At 66.1% G+C, this 13,566-nt stretch carries 11 protein-coding genes; 7 read left to right on the forward strand and 4 right to left on the reverse strand.

The window, feature by feature from the left end:
* Positions 1-344 precede the first annotated feature (344 nt).
* Positions 345-605, reverse strand: a complete 261-nt coding sequence (locus ACQR1X_RS29105) for a hypothetical protein (RefSeq protein ID WP_434873548.1) — start codon at positions 603-605, stop codon at positions 345-347.
* 131 nt (positions 606-736) lie between these two features.
* Between ACQR1X_RS29105 and ACQR1X_RS29110 the strand changes: the two genes are divergently transcribed.
* The 3 genes from ACQR1X_RS29110 to ACQR1X_RS29120 are packed head-to-tail and all read left to right on the forward strand — an operon-like array spanning position 737 to position 4,642.
* Positions 737-2,818 carry a M3 family metallopeptidase gene (locus tag ACQR1X_RS29110; RefSeq protein WP_434900130.1) on the forward strand — a complete coding sequence of 694 codons (2,082 nt, stop codon included), beginning with the start codon at positions 737-739 and terminating at the stop codon, positions 2,816-2,818.
* 10 nt (positions 2,819-2,828) lie between these two features.
* Entirely contained in the window at positions 2,829-3,464 is a 636-nt protein-coding gene (locus ACQR1X_RS29115; RefSeq protein WP_316179634.1) for a DUF1007 family protein, read from the forward strand.
* Positions 3,461-4,642 (forward strand): nickel/cobalt transporter, encoded by a 1,182-nt coding sequence (locus ACQR1X_RS29120; protein ID WP_434900131.1) that lies wholly within the window; start codon positions 3,461-3,463, stop codon positions 4,640-4,642. The genes ACQR1X_RS29115 and ACQR1X_RS29120 overlap by 4 nt, the downstream gene beginning before the upstream one ends.
* Before the next feature lie 222 nt (positions 4,643-4,864).
* Here ACQR1X_RS29120 and shc read toward each other — a convergent pair whose 3' ends face one another.
* Together shc and ACQR1X_RS29130 are read right to left on the reverse strand one after the other, a co-directional pair.
* On the reverse strand, positions 4,865-6,955 hold the full coding sequence (gene shc / locus ACQR1X_RS29125; protein WP_434900151.1) for a squalene--hopene cyclase: 2,091 nt from the start codon (positions 6,953-6,955) through the stop codon (positions 4,865-4,867).
* A 216-nt stretch (positions 6,956-7,171) separates the two neighbouring features.
* Positions 7,172-7,579, reverse strand: a complete 408-nt coding sequence (locus ACQR1X_RS29130; protein WP_315801803.1) for an MAPEG family protein — start codon at positions 7,577-7,579, stop codon at positions 7,172-7,174.
* A 95-nt stretch (positions 7,580-7,674) separates the two neighbouring features.
* On the opposite strand from ACQR1X_RS29130, the gene hemH reads away from it, so the two are divergent.
* From hemH to ACQR1X_RS29150, 4 genes are all read left to right on the forward strand, one after another.
* A complete protein-coding gene (gene hemH / locus ACQR1X_RS29135; protein ID WP_316217184.1) occupies positions 7,675-8,757 on the forward strand; it encodes a ferrochelatase in 1,083 nt (360 codons plus the stop codon).
* Between the two features lie 209 nt (positions 8,758-8,966).
* Positions 8,967-9,971: an SPFH domain-containing protein gene (locus tag ACQR1X_RS29140; protein ID WP_315801805.1), complete on the forward strand. Its 1,005-nt coding sequence runs from the start codon at positions 8,967-8,969 to the stop codon at positions 9,969-9,971.
* Positions 9,972-9,987: 16 nt separating this feature from the next.
* Positions 9,988-10,434: an NfeD family protein gene (locus tag ACQR1X_RS29145; RefSeq protein ID WP_316236783.1), complete on the forward strand. Its 447-nt coding sequence runs from the start codon at positions 9,988-9,990 to the stop codon at positions 10,432-10,434.
* A 147-nt stretch (positions 10,435-10,581) separates the two neighbouring features.
* A complete protein-coding gene (locus ACQR1X_RS29150) occupies positions 10,582-11,739 on the forward strand; it encodes an IS481 family transposase (RefSeq protein ID WP_315800828.1) in 1,158 nt (385 codons plus the stop codon).
* Positions 11,740-11,845: 106 nt separating this feature from the next.
* Here the strand turns inward: ACQR1X_RS29150 and ACQR1X_RS29155 are convergent, their stop codons facing one another.
* Positions 11,846-13,564, reverse strand: a complete 1,719-nt coding sequence (locus ACQR1X_RS29155) for an outer membrane beta-barrel protein (protein WP_434900132.1) — start codon at positions 13,562-13,564, stop codon at positions 11,846-11,848.
* Positions 13,565-13,566: the final 2 nt, after the last annotated feature.

Raw genomic sequence — 13,566 nt, forward strand, 5'->3', positions numbered from 1 at the left:
ATCTCTTGAGAGAGATGCTGGGCTCTGGAGCATGACGATCTCGATCATGATGATCTTGACCGCAACGATCCGAGGGCCCCTCGGTTCCTCATCCCTTGGCGGCTGTCCGGCCTCTTGTCCGGATACCTACCGACTGACACACGACCACAGGCACGTGCGAAATTGGGCAGAAGCGGAAATAAGCGTTTTGAATTTCGTTCGCAAGGCATTTTTGGACGCGGGGAAAGATTTCCCTCATCTGTGCTTGCGCGACACACAGAGCGGCGTCGATGTCTGAACGAACGTTAAGCGAGCTTAAACTTTCGTAACGCGTTCACGCTTGCAGGACAGTGTTTTTGTGCTGTTCACGCGCGCTTGGTGAAAGGCTCGATGCGCTGCGCGCCGCGGATGAAGCCGATCATCACGAACACGCCGATCGCGAACAGCACGGCCTGAACGATGTGCGCGCCGCTATCGCCGAGCCCGAACAGAATCGCCAGCGCCCAGCCGCCGGCGAAGGCCGCACCGAACACTTCGGCACCGATCAGGATCGCCGCCGAGATGACGGTGATCACGGTCGGCCAGGCGATCTGGCGGCCGGCTTTGGAGGTGGTCTCTGCGTTCATGGTCCAGGGTCCTGTTGCGGGCCGCAATCTCTCCGAAAAGGCCCGGCCCTTCAAGGGGAAATGACCCAAAAAGGGCCGGCTCCGTGATATGAGGGCGCATCGAACTTCCGGGAGAGGACGGACCCCAGCCGATGTCAGACACCACCGCTGTGATCGACGCCCAGACCAACCCGCTGCTCGTGGCCTGGGAGACCCCCCACCAGACACCGCCCTTCGACGCGATCAGGCCCGAGCACTTCCTGCCGGCCTTCGAGCGCGCCTTCGCCGACCATTCCGCCGAAATCACCGCGATCACTCACGATCCGGCCGAGCCCGACTTCGCCAACACCATCACGGCGCTGGAGCGCTCGGGCAAGCTGCTGTCGAAGGTCGCGGCGGTGTTCTACGACTTGGTGTCGGCGCATTCGAACCCGGCGATTCTGGAGATCGACAAGGACGTGTCGCTGCGGATGGCGCGGCACTGGAACCCGATCATGATGAATGCCGTGCTGTTTGGCCGCATCGCGCTGCTCTACGACAACCGCAAGGACCTCAAGCTCACCGGTGAGGAGCAGCGGCTCCTGGAGCGCACCTACACCCGCTTCCGCCGTGCCGGCGCCGGCCTGTCCGATGACGACAAGGTGCGGATGGCCGAGATCAACGAGAAGCTCGCCCAGCTCGGCACCACCTTCAGCCACCACGTGCTCGGCGACGAGCAGGACTGGGTCCTCGAGCTCGGCGAGGACGACCGTGCCGGCCTGTCCGAGAGCTTCGTGGCTGCCGCCAAGGCTGCGGCGGAAGAGCGCGGCATGCCCGGCAAGGCGATCGTGACCCTGTCGCGCTCCTCGGTCGAGCCGTTCCTGCAGAGCTCCGCCCGCCGCGACCTCCGCGAGAAGGTGTTCAAGGCGTTCACCGCGCGCGGCGACAATGGCAATTCCAACGACAACAACGCCGTCATCGGCGAGATCCTGGCGTTGCGCGAGCAGGCCGCCAGGATCATGGGCTTTCCCAACTTCGCCGCCTATCGCCTCGAGGATTCCATGGCGAAGACGCCGGAGGCGGTGCGCGGCCTCTTGGAGCGGGTCTGGAAGCCGGCCCGCGCCAAGGCGCTGGCCGACCGCGACCAGTTGCAGGCGATGATCACGGCGGAGGGCGGCAACTTCAAGCTCGAGGCCTGGGACTGGCGTTACTATGCCGAGAAGCTGCGCCAGGCGAAGGCCAACTTCGACGACGCGGCGATCAAGCCGTATCTTTCGCTCGATAACATGATCGCGGCCGCCTTCGATTGCGCCACGCGGCTGTTCGGGATCACCTTCGCCGAGCGCAAGGACATCCCGGTCTGGCATCCGGACGTCCGGGTGTGGGAGATCAAGGCGGCCGATGGCAGCCACAAGGCGCTGTTCTATGGCGATTACTTTGCGCGCTCGTCGAAGCGCTCCGGCGCCTGGATGACCTCGCTGCGCGACCAGCAGAAGCTCGACGGCGACACCGCGCCCTTGATCATCAACGTCTGCAACTTCGCCAAGGGCGCCGACGGCCAGCCCTCGCTGCTGTCGCCGGACGATGCGCGCACGCTGTTCCACGAGTTCGGCCACGGCCTGCACGGTATCCTGTCCAACGTGACCTATCCGTCGCTGTCGGGCACTGCCGTGTTCACCGACTTCGTCGAGCTGCCGTCGCAGCTCTACGAGCACTGGCAGGAGCGCCCCGAGGTGCTGCAAACCTTCGCGCGTCACTACCAGACCGGCGAGCCGCTGCCGCAGGACCTGCTCGACCGCTTCCTGGCGGCGCGCCGCTTCAACCAGGGCTTTGCCACGGTCGAGTTCGTCTCCTCGGCGCTGATCGACCTCGAGTTCCACACCCAGTCGGCATCGGCTTCGAAGGATGTGCGCGCGTTCGAAAAGGCCGAGATGGAGAAGATCGGCATGCCGCAGGAGATCGCGCTGCGCCACCGGCCGACTCAATTCGGCCATATCTTCTCGGGAGACCATTATGCGGCGGGCTATTACAGCTACATGTGGTCGGAGGTGATGGATGCGGATGCCTTCGGCGCCTTCGAGGAAGCCGGCAACATCTTCGATCCCACCGTCGCCAAGCGGCTTCACGACAACGTCTATTCCTCGGGCGGCTCGCTCGATCCGGAAGCGGCGTATGTCGCGTTCCGGGGCCGCGAGCCCGAGCCCGACGCGCTGCTCCGCCGGCGTGGCCTGCTCGATGTCCCCGCGGCGGCTTGAGGTGAAGGGGATGGCGGTGGTTCGTTTCGTTCTCGGTGCGCTGATGCTCGTGCTCGGCGCGAGCGCGGCGAGCGCCCATCCGCATGTCTGGGTCACCGCGACCAGCGAGCTGCTCTACGCGGCCGACGGTTCGCTGACCGGCGTGCGGCACGCCTGGACCTTCGACGACATGTTCGCGACCTACGCGTTGCAGGGCCTCGAGACCAAGCAGAAGGGCGTCTACACCCGCGAGGAGCTGGCGCCGCTGGCGCAGACCAATGCCGAGTCGCTGAAGGAATATGCCTACTTCACCTTCATCAAGTCCGACGGCCGCAAGCAGAAGCTCGAGGATCCCGTCGACTACTACCTCGAATACAAGGACACCAAGCTGACCTTGCACTTCACTCTGCCGCTGAAGGCGCCGGTGAAGCCCAGGGAGCTCCAGGTCGAGGTGTACGATCCCAGCTATTTCATCGATTTCCAGATGGCGGAGAAGGATCCCGTCAAGCTGGTCAGTGCTCCCGCGGGCTGCAAGTTCGGCCTGGTGAGACCGAGCGACGGCGGCTCCGTCGCGCAGACCATGAACGAACAGACATTCCTGAGCGGCGGGGCGAACGCCAATTTCGGAATGAATTTCGCCAACAAGATCTCAGTGGAATGTCCATGACACCTCGCCCCAGCTCCGCCCGTCCGCTCCTCACCTGCGCTGCGATCCTCGCAGCGCTTCTCGCCGCCGACGCCGCCTCGCATGCGCTGCTCGCCAAGCCGCCATTCGGCGCGCCGGCGGAGCCGCAGGTCGGCGGCATCGTCGGCTGGCTGCTCGCCAAGCAATCGGAGTTCTACCGGCAGATGTCGGGGGCGATCCGCTCGGCCAAGCAAGATGGCTCGGCGGTGTGGTGGCTGCTGGCGATCTCGTTCGCCTACGGCATCTTTCATGCGGCTGGTCCCGGCCACGGCAAGGCCGTGATCGCGTCCTATCTCGTCGCCAACCAGGAGACGGCAAAGCGCGGCATCGTGCTCTCGTTCGCCTCGGGCCTGATGCAGTCGCTGGTCGCGGTCGTCATCGTCGGCATCGGTGCCGTGCTGCTCAACGCCACGGCTGCGAACATGTGCAGCGCCGAGAAGGTGGTGGAGATTGCAAGCTACGGCCTGATCGCGCTGCTCGGCGCACGTCTGGTCTGGGTCAAGGGCGCGGCATTCCTGCGCACCTGGCAGCCGGCGACGCCGGCGCTGGCCTTGGCGGGCGCGCCTGCGGCGGCGGTGGCGCCGTCAGTGCATGATCATGGCCATGCGCATGATCATCAGCACCGCGCGCCTCATCATGATCATCACGGTCATGATCACCATCATGGTCACGACCACCACGGCCACGATCCTCATCACCACGATCGTGCGGACGCCCATGCTGCGGCGGCGCATGGTCACGCTGCTCACGATCACGTTCACGGCGATGATTGCGGTTGCGGCCATTCCCACGGGCCCGCGCCGAGCGAGCTCGCCGGTCCCGGCGGCTGGCAGCGCGGCTTCCAGGCGATCTTCGCCGCGGGCATCCGCCCGTGCTCGGGCGCGATCCTGGTGCTGGTGTTCGCGCTGGCGCAGGGCCTGTTCTGGGCCGGCGTCGCTGCGACCTTCGTGATGGGCATGGGCACGGCGGTGACCGTCGCCACCATCGCCGTCATCGCGGTCGCCGCCAAGGACATCGCCCGCCGCCTCAGCGCCGGCCGCGACGGCGGCGGCGCCCTGATCATGCGGGGACTGGAGTTCGGCGCGGCCGGGCTGGTGCTGCTGTTCGGTGTCGGCCTGCTGTTCGGCTACATGGCGGCGGAACGCACGACCTGCTTCTGAGCGGGGTGCGGTCAGCTACTCCGCTCCTGCGCAACAGTCCGCCGCGGCGTACTGGATGCGCCTGCGCGGGGCATGACAGCGGTGGGGTGGGCCGAGATCGCGCAAAACTATCGGTGTCGTCCCGGCCTTGAGCCGGGACCCATACTCCGCGGCGGCTGTGATTGAGCGAGCCTTTAACTACACGCCTGCCTCAAACCGCTCCCTGTGGTTATGGGTCCCGGCTCAAGGCCGGGACGACAGCGAGGGTGCGGATGCGGTGTTGCCATGCCCCTGCGGCCGCAGCGCGCGGCCGAGCGCCATCAGCGGGAAGTAGTGGCGGTACATGCCGTAGCGGAGCATGAAGGCGCGGGACAGCTCGGGGCCCTGCATCAGCCGCTCCTGCAAAGAGGGATCGTTCAGCTTGATGGTCTGGCCGACGCCATAGCCGGGGAAGCCGGTGCCGGTGAACTCCGGCTCGTCCCAGGTGCCGGCGGACTGGCGCTCGACCAGCCACATGCAGCCGCGCTCGATCGCCTCCTTGTCATCAGGACGGTTGGCGGCGAGCAGTGCCATCAGCGCCCAGGCGGTCTGCGACGCGGTGGTGGTGCCGCGCCCGACCGCGCTGACATCCATGTAGGAGGCGCAGCTCTCGCCCCATCCGCCATCGGCCTGCTGATTTGCGACGAGCCAGTCGCAGGCGCGGCCGATATAGGGCTGCGTCATGTCCTCGCCGATCGCGGCCAGCGCCGGCAGCACCGCGCCGGTGCCGTAGACGTAGTTGACGCCCCAGCGGCCGAACCACGGACCGCTCGGCTCCTGCTCCCGTCGGATGTAGTCCAGCGCGCGCACCATGGCGGGATGGCTGCGCGAGATGCCGAGCTTGCCGAACGCCTCGACGATGTGGGCGGTGACGTCGACCGACGGCGGATCGAGCGCCTCGCCGTAGTCGCAGAACGGAATCTTGGTCAGGATCTGCTGGTTGTTGTCCTTGTCGAACGCGCCCCAGCCGCCGCCCTGGCTCTGCATGCCGATCAGCCAGTCGACGCCGAGCTGAATGGCCTCGTCGATGCCCTTGGTCTTCCACTTGGGATCATGGCGCAGCGGCGCCAGCGCGATCAGCGCGACGGCAGTGTCGTCGGTGTCGGGATAGTAGTTGTTGGCGTATTCGAACGCCCAGCCGCCGGGCTTGACGTGCGGCAGCTTCATCGACCAGTCGCCGGGCACCCGCACCTGGCGCTCCAGCACCCAGTTCACCGCCTTGTCGACGGCTTCCGGATAATCGCCGAGCACGCCGGCGTCGTCGAAGGCGAGCAAAGTGAGGATCGTGTCCCACACCGGGCTGTTGGTCGCCTGGATGTAGGTGGCGTCGCCAACATCGACCCGCCAGCCGGGATCGTTCAGGGCATCGAGGCCCTTGGCGAGAACGGGGTGATTGAGCGGATAGCCCTCGGCGTAGAGCGCCATCAGGCCGTAGATCCAGGGCGGCTGGATACCGCCCCAGGCGCCGTCGAAATCCTGATGGCGGATCATCCATTCCAGCACGCGGCTGGTCGCCGCCGGGCGAAACAGGCCGAGATTGAGCTTGTTGCCGAAGTTCTGCAGGGCATGCAGCACCTTGTCGGCGCCGCGGAAGAACTTGTCCCAGCCGCCGGCGTTGGCCTTGACCGGCAGGTTGTAGTCGAACGCGTTGCGTCCATGCGGAAACAGCGCGTCGAGCCGGTTCTCGGGCGGCAGCGGCCGGCTCGGGCGCCGCGCCGACAGCACGGCGATCGGCATCAGGGTGGCGCGTGCCCATTGCGCGAAATTGTAGATCGAGAACGGAAACCAGAGCGGAAACCAGATCACTTCGGGCGGGATGTTCGGCGTCTTCTCCCACGGCCATTCGCCGATCAGCGCCAGCCAGTAGCGCGTGAACACGCGGATGTTGCGCAAGCCGCCCTTGGCCTCGATCCATTCGCGGGCGCGGCGCACCGGCGGCTCATCGTCGCGGAAGCCGAGCGAGCGCAGCGCGGCATAGGCCTCGACGGTCGCGTTGATGTCGCCATTGGGCGCGCCGAAATAAACCTGCCAGGCGCCGTCCGGGCGCTGGCTGTCGAGCAGCGACTGGCCCAGGCGCTTGCGCAGCGGATGGTCCTCGAGCCCCATGAACCACAGCGCCAGGCACCATTGCGCTTCCATGCAGGCGTTGGATTCGGCGCGGCCGACCCAGTGGCCGTCCGGCTTCTGGTTGGCGATCAGCCAGTCCGAAGCCGCCCGCACCGTCGATTGCAGGGCGGTCTGGTAATTTCCCGGGTCGCGCGGCGCGCGCGCGGAAGCCGAGCTGGTCAAAGTCATCATCATCCCTCTGGCGGCCCGATAGCGCCGCTGCAGCCGTCGAATTCACCCCGCCCTATAGGGAATTTCGCCGTCAAATCCAATCAACTGGCCGTACCAGGCCGGATCAAAGCGGAAACGAAAAGCGTACGGACCGAGGTCTTCAGCGCTCGTGGTTAGCACCTCGGCGGGGACAGGGATGTGACACCGCTCACGCGCGGGGGCCGCGGCTTCCGCTCAAACCGGCAGGTAATTGCGCAGCAAAGGCAGGAAGAAGATCGCGACCGTGATCAGGAAGCCGATCGCCCACAGGATCGAGCGCAGCGACGGCCGGTCGCCGACGTAGGTCAGGACGTAGGCGATGCGCACGATCAGGAACAGCACCGACAGCTCGTTGATCAGGTTCTGCGGCGCGCCGCGGAACTCGGCCAGCAGTACCGCCGCCGCAAAGAACGGGAACGCCTCGATGCCGTTCTGGTGGGCGCCCAGCGCCCGCTCGCGGATGCCGCCGGCGTAGAAGGCGGGATCTCGCGGCCGGGCGTTGTCATAGCGCCCGGCGCCGTCGACCTTGATCCATTTCGCCGGCACGATCGTTAAAAGGTAGAGCATTACGCTGGCGAAAATGCACCATTCTGCAATCGTCATGGCTCCTCCAGCCCGATGACATCGGTGAAATGGCCCTTATCTTGACAATGTCGAAACAAGCCGCCAAGCCACGCCCTTCACCAGTCACAGGCATCATGACCGCCGCCATCTCCCTCGACAATGCCAGGCCTGTCGATGCCAAGGCTCTTGATGCCAAGGCTCTTGATGCGAAGCCGTTGCCGGCCGCGAGCACGTCACGCGTCGGCGTGCTGCTGGTCAATCTCGGGACGCCCGATACGGCCGACGCCGCTGGCGTGCGGGTGTATCTGAAAGAGTTCCTGTCCGACCGTCGCGTCATCGAGGACCAGGGCCTGCTGTGGAAGATCATCCTCAACGGGATCATCCTCAACGTCCGGCCGCGCAAGAAGGCCAAGGACTACCAGTCGATCTGGAACACCGAGAAGAACGAATCGCCGCTGAAGACGATCACCCGCGCGCAGAGTGAGAAGCTGGCCGCTGCGATCGCCGACCGCAGCCACGTCCTCGTCGACTGGGCGATGCGCTACGGCAATCCGTCGATCAAGGCCGGTGTCGATGGCCTGATGGCCAAAGGCTGTGACCGCATCCTGGTCGTGCCGTTGTATCCGCAATATTCGGCCGCGACCTCGGCCACCGTGTGCGACGAGGCGTTCCGCGTCCTGACCGAGCTGCGGGCGCAGCCGACCATCCGGGTGACGCCGCCCTATTACAACGACGATTTCTACATCGAGGCGCTGGCGGTCTCGATCGAGGACCATCTCAAGACGCTGCCGTACACGCCCGAGCTGATCGTGGCGTCGTTCCACGGCATGCCGAAGGAATATGTCGACAAGGGCGACCCCTATCGCGAGCAGTGCGTCGCCACCACCGAGCTGCTGCGCAAGCGGCTCGGCATGGACGACACCAAGCTGCTGTTGACCTTCCAGTCGCGTTTCGGCTTCTCGGAGTGGCTGCAGCCCTACACCGACAAGACCATCGAGAAGCTCGCCAAGGACGGCGTCAAGCGCATCGCCGTGGTGATGCCCGGCTTCGCCGCCGACTGCCTGGAGACGCTGGAGGAGATCTCCGGCGAGAACTGCGAGATCTTCAAGCACAATGGCGGCGAGGAATTCTCCGCCGTGCCGTGCCTGAACGACAGCGCGCCGGGCATGGAGGTGCTGCGGCAGCTCGTGCTGCGCGAGCTGCAGGGTTGGCTGTAACGGGCTGGCTCTGAGCCGGCCCGCCGGCGCTTCTCTGCCTTCGGCTAGGTGAGCCGTGCGGCGGCGCAAGGTTAATGCCGCTGCAACCTTCGAAAATACTTTCCTGAACCGCGCCTAGCGAATCCCCGACAAAATCATGCAGCAATCCCTAGATTGTGATGGCTGCAGAGGCTGGTGAGGGGACGACCGTCTCCTCCCTTGGAGGATCCATGAGCGGTTTCGACATTTTCGCCATAGCGCTGGTGCTGCTGGTCATCTTCACGTTGTATTCCGGCGTGAAGACCGTGCCACAGGGGTTCGACTGGACCGTCGAGCGGTTCGGCAAATACACCCGCACCTTGTCGCCGGGCCTCAACATCATCGTGCCCTTCTTCGATCGCATCGGGCGCAAGATCAACATGATGGAGCAGGTGATCGACATCCCCGAGCAGGAGGTCATCACCAAGGACAACGCCACCGTGACGGTCGACGGCGTCGCCTTCTACCAGGTGTTCGACGCCGCCAAGGCGAGCTACGAGGTGTCGAACCTCAACCAGGCGATCGTCACGCTGACCATGACCAACATCCGCTCGGTGATGGGCGCGATGGATCTCGACCAGGTGCTGTCGCATCGCGACGAGATCAACGAGCGGCTGCTGCGGGTCGTCGACGCCGCGGTGTCGCCGTGGGGCCTCAAGGTGAACCGGATCGAGATCAAGGACATCGTGCCGCCGGCCGATCTGGTCGAGGCGATGGGCCGTCAGATGAAGGCCGAGCGCGTCAAGCGCGCCGACATCCTGCAGGCCGAGGGCCAGCGCCAGTCGGAGATTCTGCGCGCGGAAGGTGCGAAGCAGAGCCAGATCCTGCAGGCGGAGGGCCGCCGCGAATCGGCCTTTCTCGATGCCCAGGCGCGCGAGCGCGCGGCCGAAGCCGAGGCCAAGGCGACGCAGATGGTGTCGGACGCGATCGGCAAGGGCGATGTCGCCGCGCTCAACTACTTCATCGCGGACAAATACATCAAGGCATTCGGCCAGCTCGCCGATTCACCGAACCAGAAGGTGATCATGCTGCCGCTGGAGGCGACGGGCATGCTGGCCTCGCTCGCCGGCATCGGCGAGATCGCCAAGGCGACGTTCGGCGAGAGCGCGGCTTCGGCCGTGGCCGCCGCGCGCCGCGGCGGTTCGGTGCCGTCGGCGGGGACGCCGCCGGCGCCGCCCGTGCCGCCGCGGACGTAGAGCGAAGGAGGCGATCATGAGCGACATGTTCGTCACGCTCGGCACCTGGAACTGGCTGATCTTCGGCGTCCTGCTGATGGCGCTGGAGCTGCTGGCGCCCGGCATCTTCCTGTTCTGGCTAGGCCTCGCGGCGCTGCTGGTCGGCCTGATCTCGTTCGTCGTCGCGCCGGGATGGCAACTGCAGATACTGCTGTTCGCGCTGTTCGCGATCGCGGCCGTGCCGCTGTGGCGGCGGCTGGCGCGCGCCAACGCGGCGCCATCGCAGGACAATCCGTTCCTCAACCGCCGCTCGGCCGCGCTGGTCGGCCGCGAGTTCACCCTGGAGAAGCCGATCGTCGGCGGCAACGGCACCGTGCGCATCGACGACACGGTGTGGCGCGTCGCCGGCCCGGACACGCCCGCCGGCAGCCGCGTGCGCATCGTGCAGGCGGACGGCGCACATCTGACGGTGACGGCGGCGTAAGCTCCGGGTGATGTCGCCTGATTGAAGCAACGCTCTCACCACGTCATTGCGAGCGCAGTGTTCAGCCCGGGGACATGGCTGACAGGTGTTCGGAGACATGGTTGACACCTCAAAATTGGCTCGATTCGTCAAGCAAAGGGGCGAGCGATGCCGTGGCGAGAGGTGTCTGTCATGGACCAGCGACGAGAGTTTGTGATGCTTGCCAAGCAGGAGGGAGCCAACCGGCGGCAGCTGTGTCGGCGGTTCGGCATCAGCCCCCAGACCGGCTACAAATGGATCGAGCGGTCTGACGCCGGCGATACGACGCTGGCGGACCGGTCGCGGCGGCCGCATCGAAGTCCGGAGCGCACCGCAGCTGCGACTGAGCAGCAGATTGTCGCGTTGCGCGATGCTCACCCGGCCTGGGGCGCGCGCAAGCTCGCGCATCGTCTCGATCGCGATGGGCAAGCTGTCCCGGCGATCTCCACCGTGCATAACATCCTGCGCCGCTACGATCGGGTGACGGAGCCTGGCGGCACGCCCGGGCAGCCCTACACGCGGTTCGAGAAGGATGCGCCCAATCAGCTGTGGCAGATGGACTTCAAGGGACACAGTGCGCTGGAGAACGGTGTGTCTTGTCATCCGCTCACCGCGCTGGACGATCACTCGCGCTTTTCCTTGTGCCTGGCGGCCTGCGACAATGAGCGCGGCTCTACGGTCAAAGGACATTTGGAGACGACGTTCCGCCGCTATGGACTGCCGGATGCGATGTTCGTCGACAACGGTGGCCCCTGGGGCTTTACTCTCGAAGACCCCTGGACCGCGTTGACGGTCTGGCTGCTGAAGCTCGGCGTTCGAACGATCCATAGCCGGCCCTATCATCCCCAGAGCCGCGGCAAGAACGAACGCTTCCACCGCAGCCTGAAGGCCGAGGTCTTTGCCTTCAAGCGTTACAGGGACCTTCCCGATGTCCAGCGGGCACTCGACGAATGGCGAGCCGTCTACAATCTCGACCGCCCCCATGAGGCTCTCGACTTCAATGTGCCGGCAAGCCGCTATCGGCCCAGCCAACGCACCATGCCGGATCGCCTTCCGACGGTGGACTACGACGAGGGGGAGATCGTCCGTTCCGTGTCGAGCACGAAGGCCTATGTCAGTTTCGAGGGACGGCTCTGGAAAGTCCCTCAAGCCTTTCGCGGTGAGCGACTCGCTATTCGTCCACTCAGCCAAGACGGAAAATTCGGAGTTTTCTTTGCCGCTCATCAGATCGCAGCGATCGATTTGCGTGACCCCAAAAGTGTCAACCATGTCCCCGAACAGGTGTAAGCTATGTCTCCGGGCTAAACAGCAGCGAAGCAATCCAGAGTCGTTTCCAAAACCCTGGATTGCTTCGTCGCTGCGCTCCTCGCAATGACGGAGGAGAGAGCGGGGATCAGTTTTGCAGCCGCACGCCCAGCATCACCACCGTGCCCGACGAACCGGCGCCGGCAATGTTGGAGTCCAGCTTGTCATAGCGCAGCGTGCCCTTGACCCAGACGTTGCGCGACATCTTGTAGACGAGGTTGCCTTCGGCCGAATAGGTGCGGTCGCTGCGGCCGTAGCCCTGATAGTCGAGCGTGCCGAAGCTGAACTTGCCGATGCCGGTCAGCCAGCGGCGGAAATCGTGATCGACCTGCACCGTGTAGGTGCGCACCAGCACGCCGGAGGCGCCGGCCACCGTGGTCTCCGCGAGCTGCGTGTCGGAGAGAAAGCGCGCGGTGGTCAGCGGCGTCGCCGACCACACCAGCGAGGCCGTGGTCAGGAAGCCCTGCAGCCGGTTCAGCCGCGGGTCGACATAGCTGCGCGTGGCATAGCCGAGCGAGACCTCGCCGGTCAGCAGCCGGGTGAACTCGAACGAGGTGCCGGCCTTGGCGTAGCCGCCGGATGAATCGCGCTGATAGCCGGAACGGTCGATCCGCTCATCGTGCACGCGGCTGTCGCCCTGGATCTCGGCGAACGGCTTCAGGCCGGGCATGACCTCGTAGGACACCCGGCCGATGCCGCCGAACTGGTTGTAGTTGCGGTCATCGTTCGACGTCATCGTGCCGTCGGTCAGCTTGCTCTGCTGATAGCTGGTGCGATCGGCGGTGGCGCCGGCCGAGACCTGCAGCCGGTTGAAGCGCTGGTCGATGCCTAAGGTGGTGCCGAGCGTGGTGTAGACCGGATAGCGCGACAATCCGGCCTGCACGCTGGGGCTGCCGGGATTGTCGGTCGCCGCGCGCAGGCGGAGCTGGGCGCCGATCGAGGTGTCGCGCGTGATATCGAGGCGGCCGTCGACATGGCCGGTGAAGTCGGGGCGGTCGAGCGTGGTCGGTGCCGAATTGATGCCGCCGTCCATGACGGCCGGCAGGGTGCTGCCATAGCCGGTGAAGGATCCCCTGAGGTCGGCGACGAGGGCGTGACGATCCCAGTTCGACACCGCCAGGAATTCCGGCGCGATCACCCAGGCCGGCATGCCGCGCGGCCTGGCGAGGCGGGCCGGGTTGCTGTCATAGCCGGCGGAGAGCTCGACCGCGCCCTTGATCAGGAACGGCCCGGCGTAGTCGCCGACCGCGCCGAACGGGTCGTCGTCGATCCTGAGGCGCTTGCGCGGCGGCTGGCCGGGGACGGTGCCCGCCATCGCGGGCGGCAGCGGCTGCCGGTTGGCGGAGGCCGAGGGCGGCAAGGTCGGGCGCAACTGGCCGGTGAGCTCGCCGGACGGCGGTGTGCCGGGGCCCGGCGCCGGCTTGGGCCGCGCCTGGGCGGGATAGTATTTCGGCTTCTTGCGGGTGCGATTCAGCGAATCATAGCCGACATCGGATGCGCCGCTGGCCGCGGGCACACCGGGCAGGGGGACCAGATTTCGTCGTGCGGCCGAGCTGGCCGGCGCAGGCGTCGCGGGCAGCCCTGGCGTCGGGACGGCATCGGTCAGGCCGCTGACCACGGTCCGCCGCAACGGGGAGTCCTGCGGAGCCAGGAAGCCGTCGCGCACCGGCCGGAACACGTCGATGGTCTGGGAGCGGGCGGCCTCGGGGCCGAGCGCGGCGAGCAGCAGGCATGCGGCGGACGCGCCGCGCCACACCGCGCGCCTTCGCGCGCGCCTCGCGCGGCCGCTGTCAGGCCTCCACCCCACGA

This window comes from Bradyrhizobium sp. HKCCYLRH3073 (assembly GCF_051167995.1).
Taxonomy (GTDB): Bacteria; Pseudomonadota; Alphaproteobacteria; order Rhizobiales; family Xanthobacteraceae; genus Bradyrhizobium.

What these genes read in the sequence shown, in the direction of transcription:
- ACQR1X_RS29105 (WP_434873548.1), bottom strand. Translation starts at nt 605, where the DNA reads ATGAACGCAGAGACCACCTCCAAAGCCGGCCGCCAGATCGCCTGGCCG.
- ACQR1X_RS29110 (WP_434900130.1), top strand. Translation starts at nt 737, where the DNA reads ATGTCAGACACCACCGCTGTGATCGACGCCCAGACCAACCCGCTGCTC.
- ACQR1X_RS29115 (WP_316179634.1), top strand. Translation starts at nt 2,829, where the DNA reads ATGGCGGTGGTTCGTTTCGTTCTCGGTGCGCTGATGCTCGTGCTCGGC.
- ACQR1X_RS29120 (WP_434900131.1), top strand. Translation starts at nt 3,461, where the DNA reads ATGACACCTCGCCCCAGCTCCGCCCGTCCGCTCCTCACCTGCGCTGCG.
- shc (WP_434900151.1), bottom strand. Translation starts at nt 6,955, where the DNA reads ATGACTTTGACCAGCTCGGCTTCCGCGCGCGCGCCGCGCGACCCGGGA.
- ACQR1X_RS29130 (WP_315801803.1), bottom strand. Translation starts at nt 7,579, where the DNA reads ATGACGATTGCAGAATGGTGCATTTTCGCCAGCGTAATGCTCTACCTT.
- hemH (WP_316217184.1), top strand. Translation starts at nt 7,675, where the DNA reads ATGACCGCCGCCATCTCCCTCGACAATGCCAGGCCTGTCGATGCCAAG.
- ACQR1X_RS29140 (WP_315801805.1), top strand. Translation starts at nt 8,967, where the DNA reads ATGAGCGGTTTCGACATTTTCGCCATAGCGCTGGTGCTGCTGGTCATC.
- ACQR1X_RS29145 (WP_316236783.1), top strand. Translation starts at nt 9,988, where the DNA reads ATGAGCGACATGTTCGTCACGCTCGGCACCTGGAACTGGCTGATCTTC.
- ACQR1X_RS29150 (WP_315800828.1), top strand. Translation starts at nt 10,582, where the DNA reads ATGCCGTGGCGAGAGGTGTCTGTCATGGACCAGCGACGAGAGTTTGTG.